The following is a 17,763-nucleotide window of genomic DNA, read 5'->3' as shown; positions in this document are numbered from 1 at the left end:
TACTAATTAAAATTTTAAGTTAATTCCTAATAGAAATGTTTTAGCGCTAGGATAAAACCCTTGGTCTATTCCTCCTCCTAGAGGCGCTCCATTAGAAGCAGTAGGATCATAACCTTTATATTTGGTAAGTGTAAATAAATTACCAGCAGAAACATAAAGGCGTAATTTGCTTATTTTAGAATTTTCAAGTAATTCATCAGAGAATGTATATCCTAACTGTACATTTTGTAAACGAACAAAAGAACCATCTTCTACATAAAAATCTGAAAACAAACCATTAGGTGTTGCTCCATTTGTAACTCTTGGGAATGAATTACTTGTACCATCTCCTGTCCAACGATCTAAATAAGAAATAGTTCTGTTTGTTAACTGCTGTGCGCGTTCATAATTTCGAACAATGTCGTTTCCAACGGATGCAAACGCATAGGCAGCAAAATCAAAGTTTTTATAATCTAATGATATATTTAAACCCATTGTAGCATCTGGTAACGGGTTACCAATATCTACTCTATCATCTTCTGTAATAAATCCATCATTATTCTGATCTACATATTTTATATCTCCAGGTTGAGGAGCAAGATCTCCAACTGCCGAATTATCTATTTCTGTTTGATTTTGAAAAACTCCAGCTGTTTCATATCCATAAAAATATCCTATTGGAAAACCAGCTTCCATTCTAGAAGGCTCTGGTTGACTAATACCAAAGCTACCACCAACAAGAACTCCGGTATCTGTATTTACATATAAAACTTCGTTTTTGATATATGTAACATTATACCTAATACTAAATTTAAAATCGTCGGTAAAATTATCAGAATATCCAATAGCAAATTCTAGTCCTGTATTTTCAACAATACCACCATTAACAACAGGAGCTCCACCGGTACCTAATAAACCTGATACTTCTGGTATTACTAATAAATCTTCTGTTTTACGTTTAAAATAATCGGCAGTAATATCAACTTTATTATCTAAAATTCTCATATCTACACCAATATCTAGTGTTTTTTGCTTTTCCCATTTAATTCCTGGGTTTGCAATACCTCCACTGGCTGTACCAATAAGTTCTTGTTCATTAAAAATATAAGTACCTTCTCCGTTTAAAAGAGAAACATATCTATAATCTGGAATTCTATCATTACCAAGAATACCATAAGATGCTCTAATTTTTAATAAATCAATGGTAGAATTATCTTTAAGGAAATCTTCATCAGATGCAACCCACCCAATAGAAGCTGAAGGGAAATATCCAAACCTATTTTCAGGTCCAAATTTTGTAGAACCATCACGCCTTACAACAGCCGATAATAAATATTTTCCTTTATAATCATATTGTAATCTAGCAAAATACGATAACAATCTAGAATCAAATGTTGCATTACTTCCAGTAAACCTATTTATATTTTCTATATCTGATGCTTGTTCTAAATTAGCATTTACAAATGCATTATCAAGAATATCAAACCCTGTGGCTCCTGTAAATTCACCTGTAGTTTTAAATACTGAGGTACCTAAAAGAACGTTTACTTTATGAATATCGTTAAAAGTATTATCATATTTAATAAAAGCATCAAACGTATAATCTCTAAAATAATTAAGTCCTTCAAAAACACTACTTCTATCTACATTACTATTTTTTCCGCTACCAAAATTGGCAATAGGATTAAATACTTTAGACCTTACTTCAGAATAATTAAATTGAATATTTGATTGTGCAGTAAAATGTTCTAGAAAATTATAAGATAATCCAGCATTTCCACTAAGTTTCATAACTTTACCTCTATCGAAAATATCGTCTATTTGAGCTAGCGGATTAATAACTTCTCCACCTAAACCTTCTGCTTTAGTATACTCACCATTTTCGTCATAAACATTAAACGTTGGTGCCATATTTATGGCATTGAAAAGTACTGAAGAATTAGAGTTTTCTGGAAGATTTCTTTTATTGGTTCTCATTAAAGTAAGACCAGAAGTGAATTTAAAATTATCTAAAAAATCTAACTTATAACTTGCATTATTTGTAAAACGAGTAAAATTAGAGTTGTTACCACCAACAATACCATCTTGTGTTAAAAAAGACCCACTATAAGAATAAGAAGATTTTTTTCCACCGCCTTTAAATAAAATACTATGGCTTTGTATAGGTGCGTTTTCAAATACTTGGTCTTGCCAATCGGTTCCAATACCTAGTGTTGATACATTAGAAAACGGAAGGCTATTACCTCCTGCAGCATAAGCTTCATTAACTAACAACGCATACTCTGTAGCATTTAAAACTGGTATTTTTCTAGTAGTTTGCTGAAAACCTCCAAAAGCATTATACTCTACTGTTAGTGGCATTTCTTTTCGTCCGCTTTTAGTTGTAATAAGTATTACACCATTAGCTGCTCTTACACCATATATACCAGCAGTCGCATCTTTTAAGATGTTCATACTTTCAATGTCATTAGGATTTAATACACTTAAATCTTCAATAACATTACCATCTACCAAAATTAATGGTCTACTATCACCATTGGTAGAAACACCTCTAATACTAATTGTAGAGCCTCCACCAGGAGTACCAGATTGCGAAGTAATATTAACCCCAGCAACTTGACCTTGTAAAGCTTGTTCAATTCGTGTTGGCTTTAAAGCTTCAATGCTTTCACTAGAAACCACACTTACCGCTCCAGTAATTTCCTTTTTGGTTTGAGTTCCGTATCCAATTACAACAACCTCATCTAATTGAGCGAGATCTTCTTCTAATTGAATTGTTAATTTAGAATAATCTGTTATAACAATTTCTTTTGTTACATAACCGATATAACTAAATGATAGGGTAGCACCAACTTCGACATTGGCAATAAAAAAATTACCATCAAAATCTGATACCGCTCCTTTACTTGTGTCCTTTACTAATACATTAACTCCTGGTATAGGGAATCCTGTATTGTCTTGAACATTTCCACTTATGTCTTTACTCTGCGCACTAGCGTAAGAAAAAAAGACTAAGGTTAAAATTTTTAAGAGTGTTTGCCTCATTTTAATATAGTTTGTTTAGTTTCTATAAAGCTAATCCTACTAATTGTTAATTTATAAATTATTACCTCAACAAAAAATATACATGATAAAAAAATTACATAAATTTTATGAAAACACTAATATTAACAAGGGTTTTTAAGAATACTGTATTTCAAAAATTATGCTTTAAAACAAAAAAACACAACAATGTTGTGCTTTTGTATAGGTAAAAATTAAATATGTTGTATGTCTAAATTTCCAAAATGTAATCTGTAAGGCTAGATTCATGAGGTAAATTCATTTTTTTACGTAATCTGTAACGTTTAACCTCTACACTTCTTGATGATATATTAAGTAAAGGCGCAATTTCTTTTGAAGATAAATTTAATCGTAAATAAGCACATAACCTTAAATCGTTTGAGGTAAGTGATGGATGTTCTGCCTTTATTATTTTAAGAAAATCTTTATCGGCATTATTAAAAGCTTCTTGAAACAGATTCCAATCATCTGTATTATTTAAATTTTTATCAATTATTTTAATAACATGTTTAATTGTATTATTAGTATCATTGGCATTTTTAAGTTCCTTTTTAATACTATTTAAAAACTCATTCTTTTTAATTAAACTCATTGTAGAAATACCAAGTTCTCTATTTTTATTTTCTATATCTTGTCTTAAATTATCATTATTAAAACGCATTAATTGTTGCTTATTTTCAAGTTCTTTTAACTCTAAATCTCGCATAGCTTTTTGCAATAACTTTTCTCTTTGTTTTCTATAATAGCGTTTATAAACATTGTGCATGAATAATGAAAACAATAAAACTATAAGAATATAAATTGTAATAAATAGGTTTGATAAAAACCAAGGTCTTTCAATATTAAAACTATAAGACGCTACATTAATACTAATGTTATTACCTGTTTTAGCTCGAACATTAAAAGTATAATCTCCATACGGAAGGTTTTTAAAATAAACTTTAGGTTCACTTGTCCATTCACTCCATTTAGGATACATACCTAATAATTGATATTGATACTTAGTGCCTAAAGATTTTTCAAACTCTGGTACACTGTAACTAAACTGAAAATTATTCTCATTATTTTTAAAAGCACCTTTATGCTCTTTATTAATAATTTTTGGAGGAGAATTTAAATCTGTTTCAAGAATTGAATTAATAGAAACATTATAATTTTTATTAGGTATTTTATCTAAATCTAATAGTAAATAACCCGATGACGTTCCTACTAAATATGTTTCATTATTTATATAAGAAATATTTTCATATCCTGTTTGACCTACAGGAAACGATTCTGAAAATGAAATTTTATTAAATTTTAGCTTGTCACTTAATTTACTTGTAATTACATAATTTAAATTGTTTTTAGAAAAACTCCATAATGTGTTGGTTTCTTTACTAAAAACAAGTTTTCCTGATGTGTAATTTTCCTTATCTAAAATAGTACTTAAAAGAGAATCTTTAACAAAAGAATTAATATTGGTATCATATTTAAGAACACCTTTACTATAGCTATAGAAAATATTATTATTATAATTAATTAAACTAGAATAGAGTTCTTTAGAAATATTGGAGTCTTTATTTATTTTTAAAACCTGAGTGAAATCTTTATTTACTTCAAGAATAAAAACACCTTTATATTCATGACTTACCAATATTTTATTTCCAGTAATTTCAAAAAACTTACTAGAAAAATTAAACCCTTCAATTTTATTTTTTAAAACCCAGGTATTATTCTTTCTTTCTATTACATACAAACCATCATAATTGCCTTGTAATAATAAATTTTCGTTTATTGACTTAATACTCCAAGTACCTTGAATGTCTGCAATTTTTTCAATTTTGTTGTTATTAATAATAAATGTTCCTGAATCGTGACCACAAAACAATTGATTATTAATTTCTTTTAAACTCCAAACTGCACCCTGAGAATTTTCAATAAACTTAAAGGCATCTTTAGAGTTTAAAGGCTTATAAAATAGACCTTGATTGGTTCCTAGATATATTATTTTATTAAATACAGCAGATGTATAAACAGTACCTATTTTACCATCTTTATCGTTATAAATAGTAAAAGGAGATTTAATATTTACACAATTAATACCATTATTTAAAGCGAGCCATATATTATTATCGTAATCTTCAAATACATAATGAATAGAATTATTACTTAAACCATTGGTAATATTAGTTTGATAGTCTATCTCGCCGTTAACAGTTATATGTATAATACCATTAGATCGTGTACCTAGTAAAAAACTCTTATCTTTTAATTGAGTACTTCTATAAACACTTACTTTAGAAAGTAAGGAGTTCGCTTCTATATTCCATTTTAAAAGTTTATTATTTTCTTCTAGAATATAAAATCCATTAGATTCTGTTTCTATTAATAGTTTATTATCATGATAAAACATGTTAACCATCAAATTATCATTAATTATTTGATGATTAGAAACTAATTTAGCCTTTCCTTTTTCTATAGTATATAAACCATCTTTAGCCTTTTGAAAATATATAGCGTCATTAACTTTAAATATTTTATGAATTAAAGTTTCAGATTCAATAACATCAAAAGAAGCATCATTTTTGTGATAAATATAAATTCTGTTTAAAGATTGAAATAAAATAGAATCATCTAAACTAATGATGTTCCAAAATTCTTCATCTTCAATAAATTCTATATTTAATTCTTTTGATAATGAAGTATAAAACAATACGCCTAAATCGTTTTTCTGCCAATATCCAAACTCTTGATTACAACCTGTATAAATTACATCGTCTATAATATTTACAGAACGTATTATAGATTGATTTGGTGAATTATATAATTGCCATTCTGAACCATTAAATTCTAATAACCCTTTATTGTTGGCAACATAAATATACTTCTCTTTAGATTGCGTTATAGACCAGTTTTGTGTTTCGGCACCATAATCATTTGGAGAATAAATTTGAATTGGAGGTTGTTCTTGAGCTTTTAAACTAATAAAAACTAAAAAACAGATAAACCTCATGAATAGAATAGCATTATTCATTTAAATAAAAATAAATGTTATGCTACTAATATAGCTTAAAACCTTTTAAAATAAAGGATTAAATATAAATTGTATGGTTTTTGTATGGGTAAATGTGTGGTTTATAGGTAATATTTAATAACAATACATAAAAAAGCCAATACTTAAAAGTATTGGCCTTTTTATACGAAATGGTTTACTTTACTAATCCATTCGTTTAATTCTACCACCTAAAACTTTACTCTCTTTAACAGTTTCTGGATTTCCATAAATAAATACATCGCCACCAGCTCTAATTTTAGCATCTACTAATTTTGATGCATTTACATAAGCTTCTCCTGCTGCTTTAATATTTACTTCTGTTTTATCGGTTTTAAGCTCTTTTCCTTCATAAACACCACCTGTTAAAATTGAAACATTTTGACTTTTAGATTTCCCTGTAACGGTAATAACACCTCCTGTAACCGCTTTAATATTTGTATAAGTAACATTTACCGGAACATTAATTTGACCGCCTTCTTGAGCCTTTAAATCTACTTCAAATTGTTTTATAGTATCATCAGAATGTACTTTTGCGCCTTCATTAACATCTATAATATCAATAGTATTGTAATGTAAAATAACTTTTGTTTTATTACCGTCAAAAGCTTCTTCAAGCTTCATTTTAATTTTTAAAGTGCCATTTTTATTATTTATTATAACATTTTCCTTATTATCTCCAGTTATAATGGCTTTATTTTCGTTAGATTTTACTAATTCAACTTCTATTAAATCGTAAACTTTAAGTTCGCTAAAATCTCCAACATTTTTCTCTATTGGGTTTTGAGCAAAAATGACTGTAGTAATAAAAAGAATAAATACTTTAACTAAGGTTTTCATTGAATTTATATTTTTTTGATATAACGCAAAATTATCAATAATTATTCCGTTGTTAATTCACTTTATGAAAACTTTATAAGAAACTTAAAATATATTAAGAAACCTTTACTGCTGTACCTGTTATTGAAACCATAATTAAACCTGTAGTAGGTGATGTTTCAATATCTAAATTAATACCAACAACTGCATTTGCATGTAATTTAGTAGCATTGTCTTTTAGTTTTTGAAAAGCAGCTTCTTTTACTTCGTTAACCTTATTTTCATACGAATCGTAATATTTTTTCATACTAAAACTTAGTGTTGCATTTGGCGTATTTACATCTACACCTGTTACAATACCTAAGTAATCTTGAATAACATGGTTTTCTATGGAATTGGTTGTTGTTAATATCATAGTGTTTTATATTTTACTTATTAGTGTTTAAATTGGTGGGAATGTTACATTTTGTTACAGTAATTATTAAATAATCATAACTTGACTTTATCAGAAATTTTAGCTAACTTAGTTTATCGTATAATATAAAACATTAAAACGATTTCATATCAACGTCGTTATCTACAATAGAAAAAAATGAAACAAAAATTGAATTGGAAAAAAGTTTTGATCGAGACTTTTATGATTGTTTTGAGTGTGCTTCTTGCTTTGTTTATTAACGAGTGGAAAAGCAATAAGAACGAGCTGAGAAACACCAATGTCATGATGACTAACATTTCAGGAGAGATAAAAAGTAATCAATCTTTATTAGAAGATCTTATTCCATATCATAAATCCGTTTTAGAAAATATTCAATTAGCTGCATTAAAAGATTCCTTATCAACTACTTTTTTAAAGAAAGGATACTTCGAACTAAATTTGATAGCTCCAAGAGGTGTAAAACAGGGTGACTTTCAAAACATTGCATGGTTGATAGCAAAAGAAGAAAGAATTTCTAATCGTATTTCGTTTGAAGAATCTCAACAATTGTTTTCTGTTTATGAACAACAATCAAGAGTTTTAAAAACGATAGATAGAATTATAGACTTTCTTAGTTCGAGAGAAATTCATAGGGAAGAATTGGTCGAAGAAAGTGTTATTGTCCTAGCATTAGAATGGAATGAAATGATTGCACAAGAGAAAGAATTATTGTATCGATATTCTGAAGCTTCGAAGAAACTCAAAAGTAGATAACAAGGTGTATAGTGCATGCCCTGCGGGATACACACCATACACAGACCGATAAACGAATATCTAAAATATTCTATAATCTGCGTTAAGGATTGCAACGGCATCCTTTATGCGAAGCTTTTAATTTAAGACTCATCCATTATAAACTAAAAGTTGTTTGATAATGAGATCTCAAAACAAATTCTAAACTACTTCGCAGAAAGATATAGTGGAAAGCCTGACTCTTGTGGTAACGCCAAAATATTTTAAAATAAAAAGCCACAAACTATATGTTAGTTTGTGGCTTACTTTTATTAAAAACACTTCGAATTTATATATTACTTTCTTCTGGTTTACCTATTAAGTTAAAATCGAGATGTTTTTTAACTAAATCGGTGTTTTTAACTTTTACAATAACTTCATCACCAAGTTGATAGATAACTTTAGAGTTTTTACCAACCATAGCATAAGTGTCTTGATCGAAGGCATAATGATCGTCTTTCATATCGCGAACACTTACCATACCTTCACATTTATTTGAAATAATTTCTACATAAATTCCCCAATCGGTTACACCAGAAATAACACCTACAAACTCTTCATCTTTATGATCTTGCATAAATTTAATTTGCATGTATTTTATAGAATCGCGTTCGGCTTTAGTAGCTAGATTTTCCATATTACTAGAATGGTTACATTTATCTTCGTAAGCATCTTCGTTTGCCGATTTTCCGCCATCTAAATACTGTTGTAATAAACGATGTGCCATCACATCTGGATACCTACGAATAGGCGATGTAAAATGACTATAATAATCGAAAGCTAAACCATAATGCCCAATATTTTTGGTGGTATATTCGGCTTTACTCATGGTTCTAATAGTTAAAGTATCTACTAGATTTTGTTCTTTTTTTCCGTTTACTTCTTTTAATAAATTATTTAAAGAATTAGACACACTTTTTCTGTCTTGGAAATTTAATTTATAACCAAATTTACCAACTACATTTTGTAAAGAAGCTAATTTACTATCGTCTGGCTCGTCATGAACACGATATACAAAGGTTTTTTTAGGATCTTTTTTACCAACAAATTCCGATACTTTTTTATTAGCTAATAACATAAACTCTTCAATAAGTTTATTAGCATCTTTACTGGTTTTAAAAAACACACCTATTGGATTCGCCGCTTCATCTAAATTGAATTTAACCTCTACTTTATCAAACGAAATTGCACCAGAACTCATACGTTTATTACGCATTTTTTTAGCTAGCTCATCCATTTTTAAAATAGCATCTGCAATTTCTTGCGATGTATTATAAGTTTCTCCTGTAAGAGATACTTCTTTAGGAATTGTATTTGTTTTAGATTCTATAACTGCTTGCGCTTCTTCGTATGCAAAACGTGCATCGCTATAAGTTACTGTACGTCCAAACCATTCGTTTTTAATTTCACATTTATCATTCATTTGAAACACAGCAGAAAAGGTTAGTTTTTCTTCATGCGGACGTAATGAACAGGCATTATTTGATAAAACTTCTGGTAACATTGGCACCACACGATCTACTAAATATACCGAGGTGGCACGTTCGTAAGCTTCATCATCTAATACAGTACCTTCTTGTAAATAATGCGATACATCGGCTATATGAATACCTATTTCATATAATCCATTTTCTAAAACTGTAAATGATAAAGCATCATCAAAATCTTTAGCATCTTTTGGGTCAATGGTAAAGGTTAAATCTTTACGCATATCGCGACGTTTACTAATTTCTTCTTCAGTAATAGAGGTATCTAAATTATTAGCAAATGCTTCTACTTCGTGTGGAAATTCGTGAGGTAAACCGTATTCTGCTAAAATAGCGTGAATCTCTGTGTTATGATCGCCTGGTTTCCCTAAAACTTGCACCACTTTACCATAAGGAGAATCGGCTTTTTCTGGCCAATCTTCAAGTTTTACAAGTACTTTATCGCCATCTTCTGCTTTGTTAATTTTATTAATAGGAACAAAAATGTCTTTATACATTTTATTACTATCAGCTATTACAAAGGCAAAATTCTTCTTTTCATGAATTTGAATTACACCAACGTATTCACTTTTTTCACGTTTTAAAATCTGTGTTATTTCGCCTTCTAATTTTCCTCTATGACGGCGTTTGTAAACGTAAAATTCTACTTCATCGCCATTTAAAGCTTTATTTATATTATTAGATGCAATAAATACATCGTCTTCAAATTCGTCGCAAATAATATAACCGTTTCCTTTGGCAGCTAAATCTAATTTACCTGTATAATACTCAGCATTAACAATGGCTTTAAATTTACCACGTTCTACTTGTTCTATCTCTTGCTTAGCAGCTAATTTTGCTAAAGTTTTTATAATTTGATTTCTACTGCTAGCATCATTAACTCCTAACTTAGCAGCTATTTGTTTATAGTTAAAACTTTGGTTTCTCTCTTTTTTTAAAATACCTAAGATTGTATTTGTAAGGTTGGAAATACCTTTTTTGGATTTCCCTTTTTTCTTTCTTGTCATTTAATTTTTGTAATCATATTCATTTCCTAAGATACTGGAAATTCTGTTATTAAATAGCTTTAATTTAGGAGAAGGTTTGCTATTTATTTTATTCAAAGTTACAACTAAATTATTTAATGATATTTTCTTAGTGTTAAATTGAAGTTATCAACTATATATATATTATAATTCTTTTTCTTTTAAAATTTAAAAAAATAATAATGGTTATTATAGCTTGTTAATATCTGGTATAACTTTTTTAAATTTTATTTTGATTACAATAAATTTACATTCTGTTAATAGGTAATTAACAATAGAATTTATATTAATAGGTTCATTTTTAATGATTTTAATTTTTCTATGAACAGTTGTTAACAACTAAAAAGTACTGTTAATTATTAATAAATATTTATTTTTTCATGTTTATATCTATCAATTTTTAGTCTAATAACATTGCTAAAAAAAAGTGCTTAAATTTTAGGTTATTTGATTGTGATTTTTGATTGGAAAAATAAATGGATATTCAATATTTTTCTTTTAAAAACTAATCAACAGTTATTAACAAGTAATGAGTACTAAAACGATGAGTAATGAACAGTACTCTATTTTAGATTAAGAAATAAAATTAAAAACTTTAAAAATAATGGAGTAACATATTGATTATTAGTTATCAATATTTAATAATAGCACTTATTAACATTTAAAATTAACTAAACTAATTTTTTAAAATTTCTATTGAAATAGTTATTCTGAAAAGAATGAGAATTTATAATTAGGTATTTTGATATTATAGAATGAAATAATGATTGATTAAAAAGGTATTCTTTATTTATAACTTATTAAGTTATAATAAATAGAGTTTCATTAACTTTGAAGCTTAAATTATATTTTACTTTTATTATGACAATTTCTATAGGAAACGATCACGCAGGAACCGATTATAAATTTGCTATCATAAAGCATTTAGAAGCTAAAGGTTATATTGTTAATAACTACGGAACCGATGCAAATGATAGTGTAGATTATGCTGATTTTGTACATCCTGTTGCTGAAGATGTTGAAACTAAAAAAGCCGATTTTGGTATTTTAATTTGCGGTAGCGCAAACGGTGTTGCTATGACGGCTAACAAACATCAAGGTATTCGTGCTGGTTTATGTTGGACAAAAGAAATTGTACATCTTATACGTAGTCATAATAATGCTAATATATTATGTATTCCTGCAAGGTTTACAGCCATTCAACAAGTTATAGAAATGGTAGATGTATTTTTTAATACCGAATTTGAAGGTGGACGCCATCAAAATAGAATAGATAAAATTCCTTTATCTTGTTAATAACATTGTAAATGGGACATCATCATGCTCATAATCACAATCATGATCACCCCGATTTAAAAGGTCGCAATCTTTTTATATCTATATTATTAAACATTCTTATTACGGTATCACAAATAATTGGTGGTATATTATCTGGTAGTTTAGCGCTTTTAAGTGATGCTCTTCATAATTTTAGCGATGTACTTTCTTTAGTTGTTAGTTACATAGCTAATAAACTTTCAAAAAAAGAAGCATCTATTTATAGAACTTTTGGTTATAAACGTGCCGAAATTTTAGCTGCTTTTATAAATGCTTCTACTTTATTAATTGTTGCTATATTATTAATTATTGAAGCTATTAAACGGTTTCAACATCCGGAAGAAATTGAATCTGGTTTAGTTATTTGGTTGTCTTTAATTGCTATTTTAGGTAACGGATTTAGTGTGCTTTTATTAAAAAAAGATTCAGATTCTAATATGAACATGCGTAGTGCTTATCTACATTTATTTACCGATATGATGGCTAGTGTTGCAGTTCTTATTGGTGGTTTGTTAATGAAGTATTATCAAATTTATTGGGTAGATAGTGCTTTAACTTTAGCTATTGCTATTTATTTAATTTGGATGGGTTTCGATTTGTTAAAATCATCAACTAAAGTACTTATGTTGTTTACTCCAGATAACATTCCTATAAAACAAATAGTTGAAGAAATAAATGCTTTTGAATCTATTAAAAACTTCCATCATGTACATGTGTGGCAATTAAACGAAGATGAAGTACATTTAGAAGCACATATAGATTTTAATGAAGATATTACATTATCAGAATTTGATACTGTTTTGCATGATATTGAAGATTTAGTGTATAATAAATACCATATAAATCATGTAAATATTCAACCAGAATTTGGTAAATCGGATGCTAAAGATGTGATTGTACAAGACTAGATTAATTATTTTTTATTTTCGTAAAGACGGAAATCTTTTTTGAGTAAATAGAAAGATGATAGAAATTCAAGTAAAAGCCTTTTCAGAATTAACCAAACAAGAACTTTATAATTTACTGCAATTACGTAGTGAAGTATTTGTTGTTGAACAAGATTGTGTATATCAAGATATTGATGGAAAAGATGAAAAAGCACTGCATATTTTAGGTTTTAAAAACGGAAAAATTATTGCATATACTCGAATTTTTAAACCAGGCGATTATTTTGAAGATGCTAGTATTGGTAGGGTAGTGGTTAAAAAAAATGAACGTGCTTTTAAATATGGTTATGATATTATGAAAGCTTCAGTTAAAGTAATTGAAAACCATTATAAAGAGCAAAAAATAAAAATTTCCGCGCAAGCACATTTAAAATCATTTTATAATAATTGTGGTTTTAAAGAAATAGGAGAGGAGTATTTAGAAGATGATATTCCGCATATAGCTATGATAAGAAATTAATTATCGTTTTAAAGCAAAATGTCCTTTTATAGCTTCGCCTGTATTTAATACAACAATATACCAATAACTATCGCTTGTTAAAAGTGTTCCATTGTATGTTCCATCCCAACCAGGAGCATTGGGAAGTAAAAACTTTAAAAGCTTACCATATCTATTATAAATGGTAATGTTATTAACCTTATTATTGTTATCAATTACTTTCCATAAATCATGACTACCATCGTTATTAGGCGTAAAGTATTTTGGTATATAATAATCGGCATTATTAATTAATACATTAAAATTAGATTCATTATAATTACAAGTAGTTTCATTATAAATGTAAATAGTTTGGGTTGTAGTAATTATATCTCCGGTATTAAGTTGTGTACCATTACCTCCAGATTCAGTAAAATAATTTCCGTTATTAAGTATTGGTAAGGTATAAGATGGTCCAATAAAATCATTTAAAGTATCAACTAAAACAAAATTACTACATGCATCTTCTGTGTTTACATAATTAGAAAAAGAAGTGGGTTGCCAAGTGCTATGATTTTGATTTATATTATCAACAACAACACAGTTTAAGTTAGGATTAAAACTAAAATCCATTGAAGTAATATTGCTATTGTTTCCATTTTTAATATTTAGTAGACACAAATCATTTGTATGACAAATTAAAGTTGTTAAAGAAGAGTTCTGACTTACGTCTAATTCTGTTAAATAATTTTCAGAACAACCTAATGTATTAAGCGAACTATTTTGAGAAAGATTTAAAGTACTTAATTGGTTTGAATCACAATATAGAATTGATAAATTAGTATTATTACTAACATCTAAAACAGATAGGAAGTTGCTACCGCATTGAAGCCTATTTAAAGATATATTTTTACTAATATCTAGAGTAGATATTAGATTAATTTCACATACAAGAACATTTAAACTTAGATTATTTGAAGTATCTATACTTGTTAAACGATTGCCTTCACAACGTAAAGAAATTAAATTAGTGTTTTGTGTTATATTTATATTTATTAATTGGTTACTATAACACCATAAAATATTTAAATTAATATTTTTAGTAATATCTAAATTATTTAAATTATTATTGAAACAAAACAATTGTAGAAGATTTGTATTGTTTGTAAGATTCAAAATAGTTAATTTATTGTTATTGCAATTTAGAATTTCTAGTGCCACAAAATCTTCAATACCAGTTAGGTCTGAAATATTAGAATTTGAAACATCTAAATTGGTTAAGCCACTTATATTTGAAGTTAATACAGAACCGTCAATAATTCCAGAATCTATTCCTAAATTTATTAGAGCTTGTTCAAAATTAACATCTGGAATAGCCGTGGTTTGTGCTATACCAATAAAACTTATAAGTATAAATAAAACAGAAAATGTTATCTTTTTAATTGCCACCAACATAGGTAATTAAAATTTCGACACGTCTATCAAATTTTGGGTCGCCACCAAGCGGAAATTTTCTTCGCATTCCTAAATGTCGCATGCGTTTTTTACTCACTCCTTTTTTTGCAAAATAATCGTATACATATTTTGCTCTGGCTTCAGATAGGTTACGAAGTTTTGTTTTTCTATCTACAGCATCTCTACTATTTTGTGTACAACATACATGCCCTTGAATAGTAAAATAAATATCTTTTCGTTCTGCAAGTACTTCTGCAATTTCGGTTAATATTTTTTTAGAATCTGGTGTTACTGTACTATAACCTGTTTTAAATAAAATATTTTTAAAAATTATTTTATCACCTTTTGTACTTTCTTTTATTAAGTCTACAATCTTTTTTTCTTTAATTATAGGTTCTTTTTTTTCAGCTACAACAACAGGTTTAGGAACTTTAGGTATTACAATTATTTCCACTTTTCTGTTTAAACCTCTTATTTTTAAAAGGTTTTTTTCTTCAATAATTTTTAAAAGTATTTCGCCTTTACCATCTACATTACTTATTAAATCTTCACTAATTTCATTGTTAGAAAAAATGGTTTTTATAGCGTTAGCACGTTGTTGCGATAATTTTAAATTATAGGTATCTGCTCCAATATCATCACAAAACCCATAAATGGAAATAAACTCAATATCAACATTATTTAATGTAGAAATAAAAAGAAGTAATCGGTTTTCTTCAGTAGAAGGAACAGTATATTTATCGGTATCAAAATAAACTTCGTGGGTTAATTTATTTTGAGAAAACCCAAATTGGCAACAGCATGTAATTAATATTAATACAAATAGTTTATTCATAGTAGGAATATAGAATAAGATTATAAATATACTATTTTAATTTTCGATAAATAAACTTCTTCGTTTTATCGTAAATAATCCATATAAGTGGTAATACTACCAAGTATTTCTGAAGCCTTTTTTATTTTAGGATCATGAATTTTATAGTATTCATATAAACCTTCTCTGTATGTATAGCGTTTTACAATTTCTTCGGTTAATAATTCTAATAAATAATCTTTGTTTTCATCTATAACACTAGATTTAGAGTTATTTAAATTAGATATTAAGGTATTGAAATCTTTTTCAATATTATCATTTAATTCCTCTTTTTGAGCGGCTTCAAAAGCTTTATAAAGTGCTTTTTCTGTTTCGGTTTCAAAAGAAAAATTATTTGTTTTTAAATAGTTTTTAAAGTCTTTAAAATCGGTATCTGTTAATTTTAAACTATTTACATCTGTTACATTATGCTTGTAATAATAATTAGTAGCATAATTAAAAATAAGATCGTTTTTAACGATAGCGTTTGTAATAGCAGAGTTTTTTGATGCATTAAAAGTAGCATCAGGAAACACACCGCCACCATCAAATACTTTACGTCCGTTTTTGGTTTTAAATTCGTTGTAGTTTTCTTGTTTAACACGAACGGCTTCTCCTTTTTCGTTTCTATGCCAATAATCTAAAGCTTGAATACAACGTCCAGAAGGCGTATAGTATCTAGAAATAGTAATTTTAATTTGTGTACCATAGGTTAATTTTTTTGGGCGTTGTACTAAACCTTTTCCAAAACTTCTAGAGCCTACAATTACTGCGCGATCTAAATCTTGTAAAGAACCAGAAACAATTTCACTAGCCGAAGCACTACCACCATCAATTAAAACAACCAAAGGTATTTCGGTATCTATAGGATCATTTTTTGTGTAGTATGTTTTATTGTATTTTTTTACTTTAGATTTTGTGGTAACTACTAATTGTCCTTTTGGTACAAATAAGTTTACAATTTTAATAGCTTCATTTAATAAACCACCAGGGTTACCACGTAAATCAAGAATAATACGTTCGGCACCTTGGGCTTTTAAATCGCGTAAAGCATAATTGGTTTCGGCAGCAGCTTTTTTATTAAATTTACTTAAAACAATATAGCCTGTTTTATTGTTAACTAGAGAGAAGTGTGGTACTGCACTAATTTCAATTTCAGCTCTTTTTATAGTGGCTGTTTGTGTTTTTCCTTGGCGTTTATAAGTAACTTTTACTGATGAACCTGGAGCACCTTTTAATAAATCGCCGGCATGTTCTTTATAGGTTTCAATTAATGTGTTTTCTACTTTAATAATTTCGTCTCCCGCTTTTAATCCTGCTTTGTCAGCTGGATAATCTTTATAGGGTTCTACAATAATTAGCTTATCTTTTAATGTTTTTACTTTAGCGCCAATACCTGTATAATCGCCTGTATTATTAATTCTAGCCGCTTCTACATCTTGTTCGTTATAAAAATTGGTGTACGGATCTAAATCGGTTAACATGCTTTTTATAGCGGTATCCATTAAATCGCCAGGGTTTGTTTCATCAACATAATTCATGTTAATTTCTTTAAACAAAGTTGTGAAGATTTCAATTTGCTTTGCTATTTCAAAAAAATCATTTTTAAAAGCGGTTCCTGTTAAAAATATAACGCAGGCAATAACAGGAATTATAATTTTCTTTTTAAGTAAGTATTTCATTAGAATTATTTTTTAGAAACTTTGTCTTGAAATTTTTCAAATAACAGTTTCATTCTGTTTTCTACTTGGGCTAAAGTGGGTTTGTCTTTGCCAATGTACAAAATCATAAACGCATGTTGTGTTGTTAAATTGTTAAAATAAGTGGTTTTGTTTAATCGGTAAGATTCTCTTAACAAACGTTTTATGCGGTTTCTGTCTACAGCTGTTTTAAAATTTCGCTTACTTACAGAAAGCCCTGTTTTAGCCATAAGATCTTCATTAAAAGTAGTAGGCATATAAACTAAACGCAACGGATATGCAGAAACTGATTGACCTTCAGTAAATAACAGATCAATGAGTTTTTTGCTTTTTAGTTTTTCTTTTTTATTGTACGTAAATTTCAAGTAGTTTCTTTTAAAAACCCAAAGGTAGTAAAATAAAAAACCCACTTGCTTTTAATGTGGGTTTTTGGGTTTGTTTGTTTAAGATGTTTGTTTT

The 17,763-nt window shown here is 28.0% G+C and carries 13 protein-coding genes; 4 read left to right on the top strand and 9 right to left on the bottom strand.

Features of this window, described 5'->3' with window-relative positions; all coding sequences use genetic code 11:
* Positions 1-6: 6 nt before the first annotated feature.
* From ACH5TX_RS12865 to ACH5TX_RS12850, 4 genes are all read right to left on the bottom strand, one after another.
* Positions 7-3,024, bottom strand: a complete 3,018-nt coding sequence (locus ACH5TX_RS12865; protein ID WP_439339904.1) for a SusC/RagA family TonB-linked outer membrane protein — start codon at positions 3,022-3,024, stop codon at positions 7-9.
* A gap of 229 nt (positions 3,025-3,253) precedes the next feature.
* Entirely contained in the window at positions 3,254-6,058 is a 2,805-nt protein-coding gene (locus ACH5TX_RS12860) for a helix-turn-helix and ligand-binding sensor domain-containing protein (protein WP_439339903.1), read from the bottom strand.
* 183 nt (positions 6,059-6,241) lie between these two features.
* The gene (locus ACH5TX_RS12855) at positions 6,242-6,916 is read right to left on the bottom strand and encodes a head GIN domain-containing protein (RefSeq protein WP_439339902.1); all 675 of its coding nucleotides are present in this window, start codon (positions 6,914-6,916) and stop codon (positions 6,242-6,244) included.
* 94 nt (positions 6,917-7,010) lie between these two features.
* Positions 7,011-7,310 (bottom strand): heavy metal-binding domain-containing protein, encoded by a 300-nt coding sequence (locus ACH5TX_RS12850; protein WP_439339901.1) that lies wholly within the window; start codon positions 7,308-7,310, stop codon positions 7,011-7,013.
* 207 nt (positions 7,311-7,517) lie between these two features.
* Between ACH5TX_RS12850 and ACH5TX_RS12845 the strand changes: the two genes are divergently transcribed.
* Entirely contained in the window at positions 7,518-8,084 is a 567-nt protein-coding gene (locus ACH5TX_RS12845) for a hypothetical protein (protein ID WP_439339900.1), read from the top strand.
* A 307-nt stretch (positions 8,085-8,391) separates the two neighbouring features.
* Here ACH5TX_RS12845 and rnr read toward each other — a convergent pair whose 3' ends face one another.
* Complete coding sequence (rnr, locus tag ACH5TX_RS12840) at positions 8,392-10,596, bottom strand: ribonuclease R (protein ID WP_439339899.1); 2,205 nt, start codon at positions 10,594-10,596, stop codon at positions 8,392-8,394.
* An 879-nt stretch (positions 10,597-11,475) separates the two neighbouring features.
* On the opposite strand from rnr, the gene ACH5TX_RS12835 reads away from it, so the two are divergent.
* The 3 genes from ACH5TX_RS12835 to ACH5TX_RS12825 are packed head-to-tail and all read left to right on the top strand — an operon-like array spanning position 11,476 to position 13,338.
* Positions 11,476-11,910: an RpiB/LacA/LacB family sugar-phosphate isomerase gene (locus tag ACH5TX_RS12835; protein ID WP_439339898.1), complete on the top strand. Its 435-nt coding sequence runs from the start codon at positions 11,476-11,478 to the stop codon at positions 11,908-11,910.
* Positions 11,911-11,921: 11 nt separating this feature from the next.
* Positions 11,922-12,839: a cation diffusion facilitator family transporter gene (locus tag ACH5TX_RS12830; RefSeq protein WP_439339897.1), complete on the top strand. Its 918-nt coding sequence runs from the start codon at positions 11,922-11,924 to the stop codon at positions 12,837-12,839.
* Between the two features lie 55 nt (positions 12,840-12,894).
* The gene (locus tag ACH5TX_RS12825) at positions 12,895-13,338 is read left to right on the top strand and encodes a GNAT family N-acetyltransferase (protein WP_439339896.1); all 444 of its coding nucleotides are present in this window, start codon (positions 12,895-12,897) and stop codon (positions 13,336-13,338) included.
* Here the strand turns inward: ACH5TX_RS12825 and ACH5TX_RS12820 are convergent, their stop codons facing one another.
* The 4 genes from ACH5TX_RS12820 to rnpA form a co-directional block, all read right to left on the bottom strand.
* A complete protein-coding gene (locus ACH5TX_RS12820) occupies positions 13,339-14,745 on the bottom strand; it encodes a T9SS type B sorting domain-containing protein (RefSeq protein WP_439339895.1) in 1,407 nt (468 codons plus the stop codon).
* Positions 14,735-15,586 carry an OmpA family protein gene (locus tag ACH5TX_RS12815; RefSeq protein WP_439339894.1) on the bottom strand — a complete coding sequence of 284 codons (852 nt, stop codon included), beginning with the start codon at positions 15,584-15,586 and terminating at the stop codon, positions 14,735-14,737. Before ACH5TX_RS12815 ends, ACH5TX_RS12820 begins: the two co-directional genes overlap by 11 nt.
* A gap of 65 nt (positions 15,587-15,651) precedes the next feature.
* Entirely contained in the window at positions 15,652-17,286 is a 1,635-nt protein-coding gene (locus ACH5TX_RS12810) for a S41 family peptidase (protein ID WP_439339893.1), read from the bottom strand.
* A 5-nt stretch (positions 17,287-17,291) separates the two neighbouring features.
* Positions 17,292-17,669, bottom strand: a complete 378-nt coding sequence (gene rnpA / locus ACH5TX_RS12805) for a ribonuclease P protein component (protein ID WP_439339892.1) — start codon at positions 17,667-17,669, stop codon at positions 17,292-17,294.
* Positions 17,670-17,763 lie beyond the last annotated feature (94 nt).

The organism is Thalassobellus citreus, assembly GCF_044385915.1.
Classification (GTDB): Bacteria; Bacteroidota; Bacteroidia; order Flavobacteriales; family Flavobacteriaceae; genus Thalassobellus; species Thalassobellus citreus.
The sequence above is the reverse complement of the archived record's forward strand: the minus strand, read 5'-3'. Positions and strand labels throughout refer to the sequence as shown.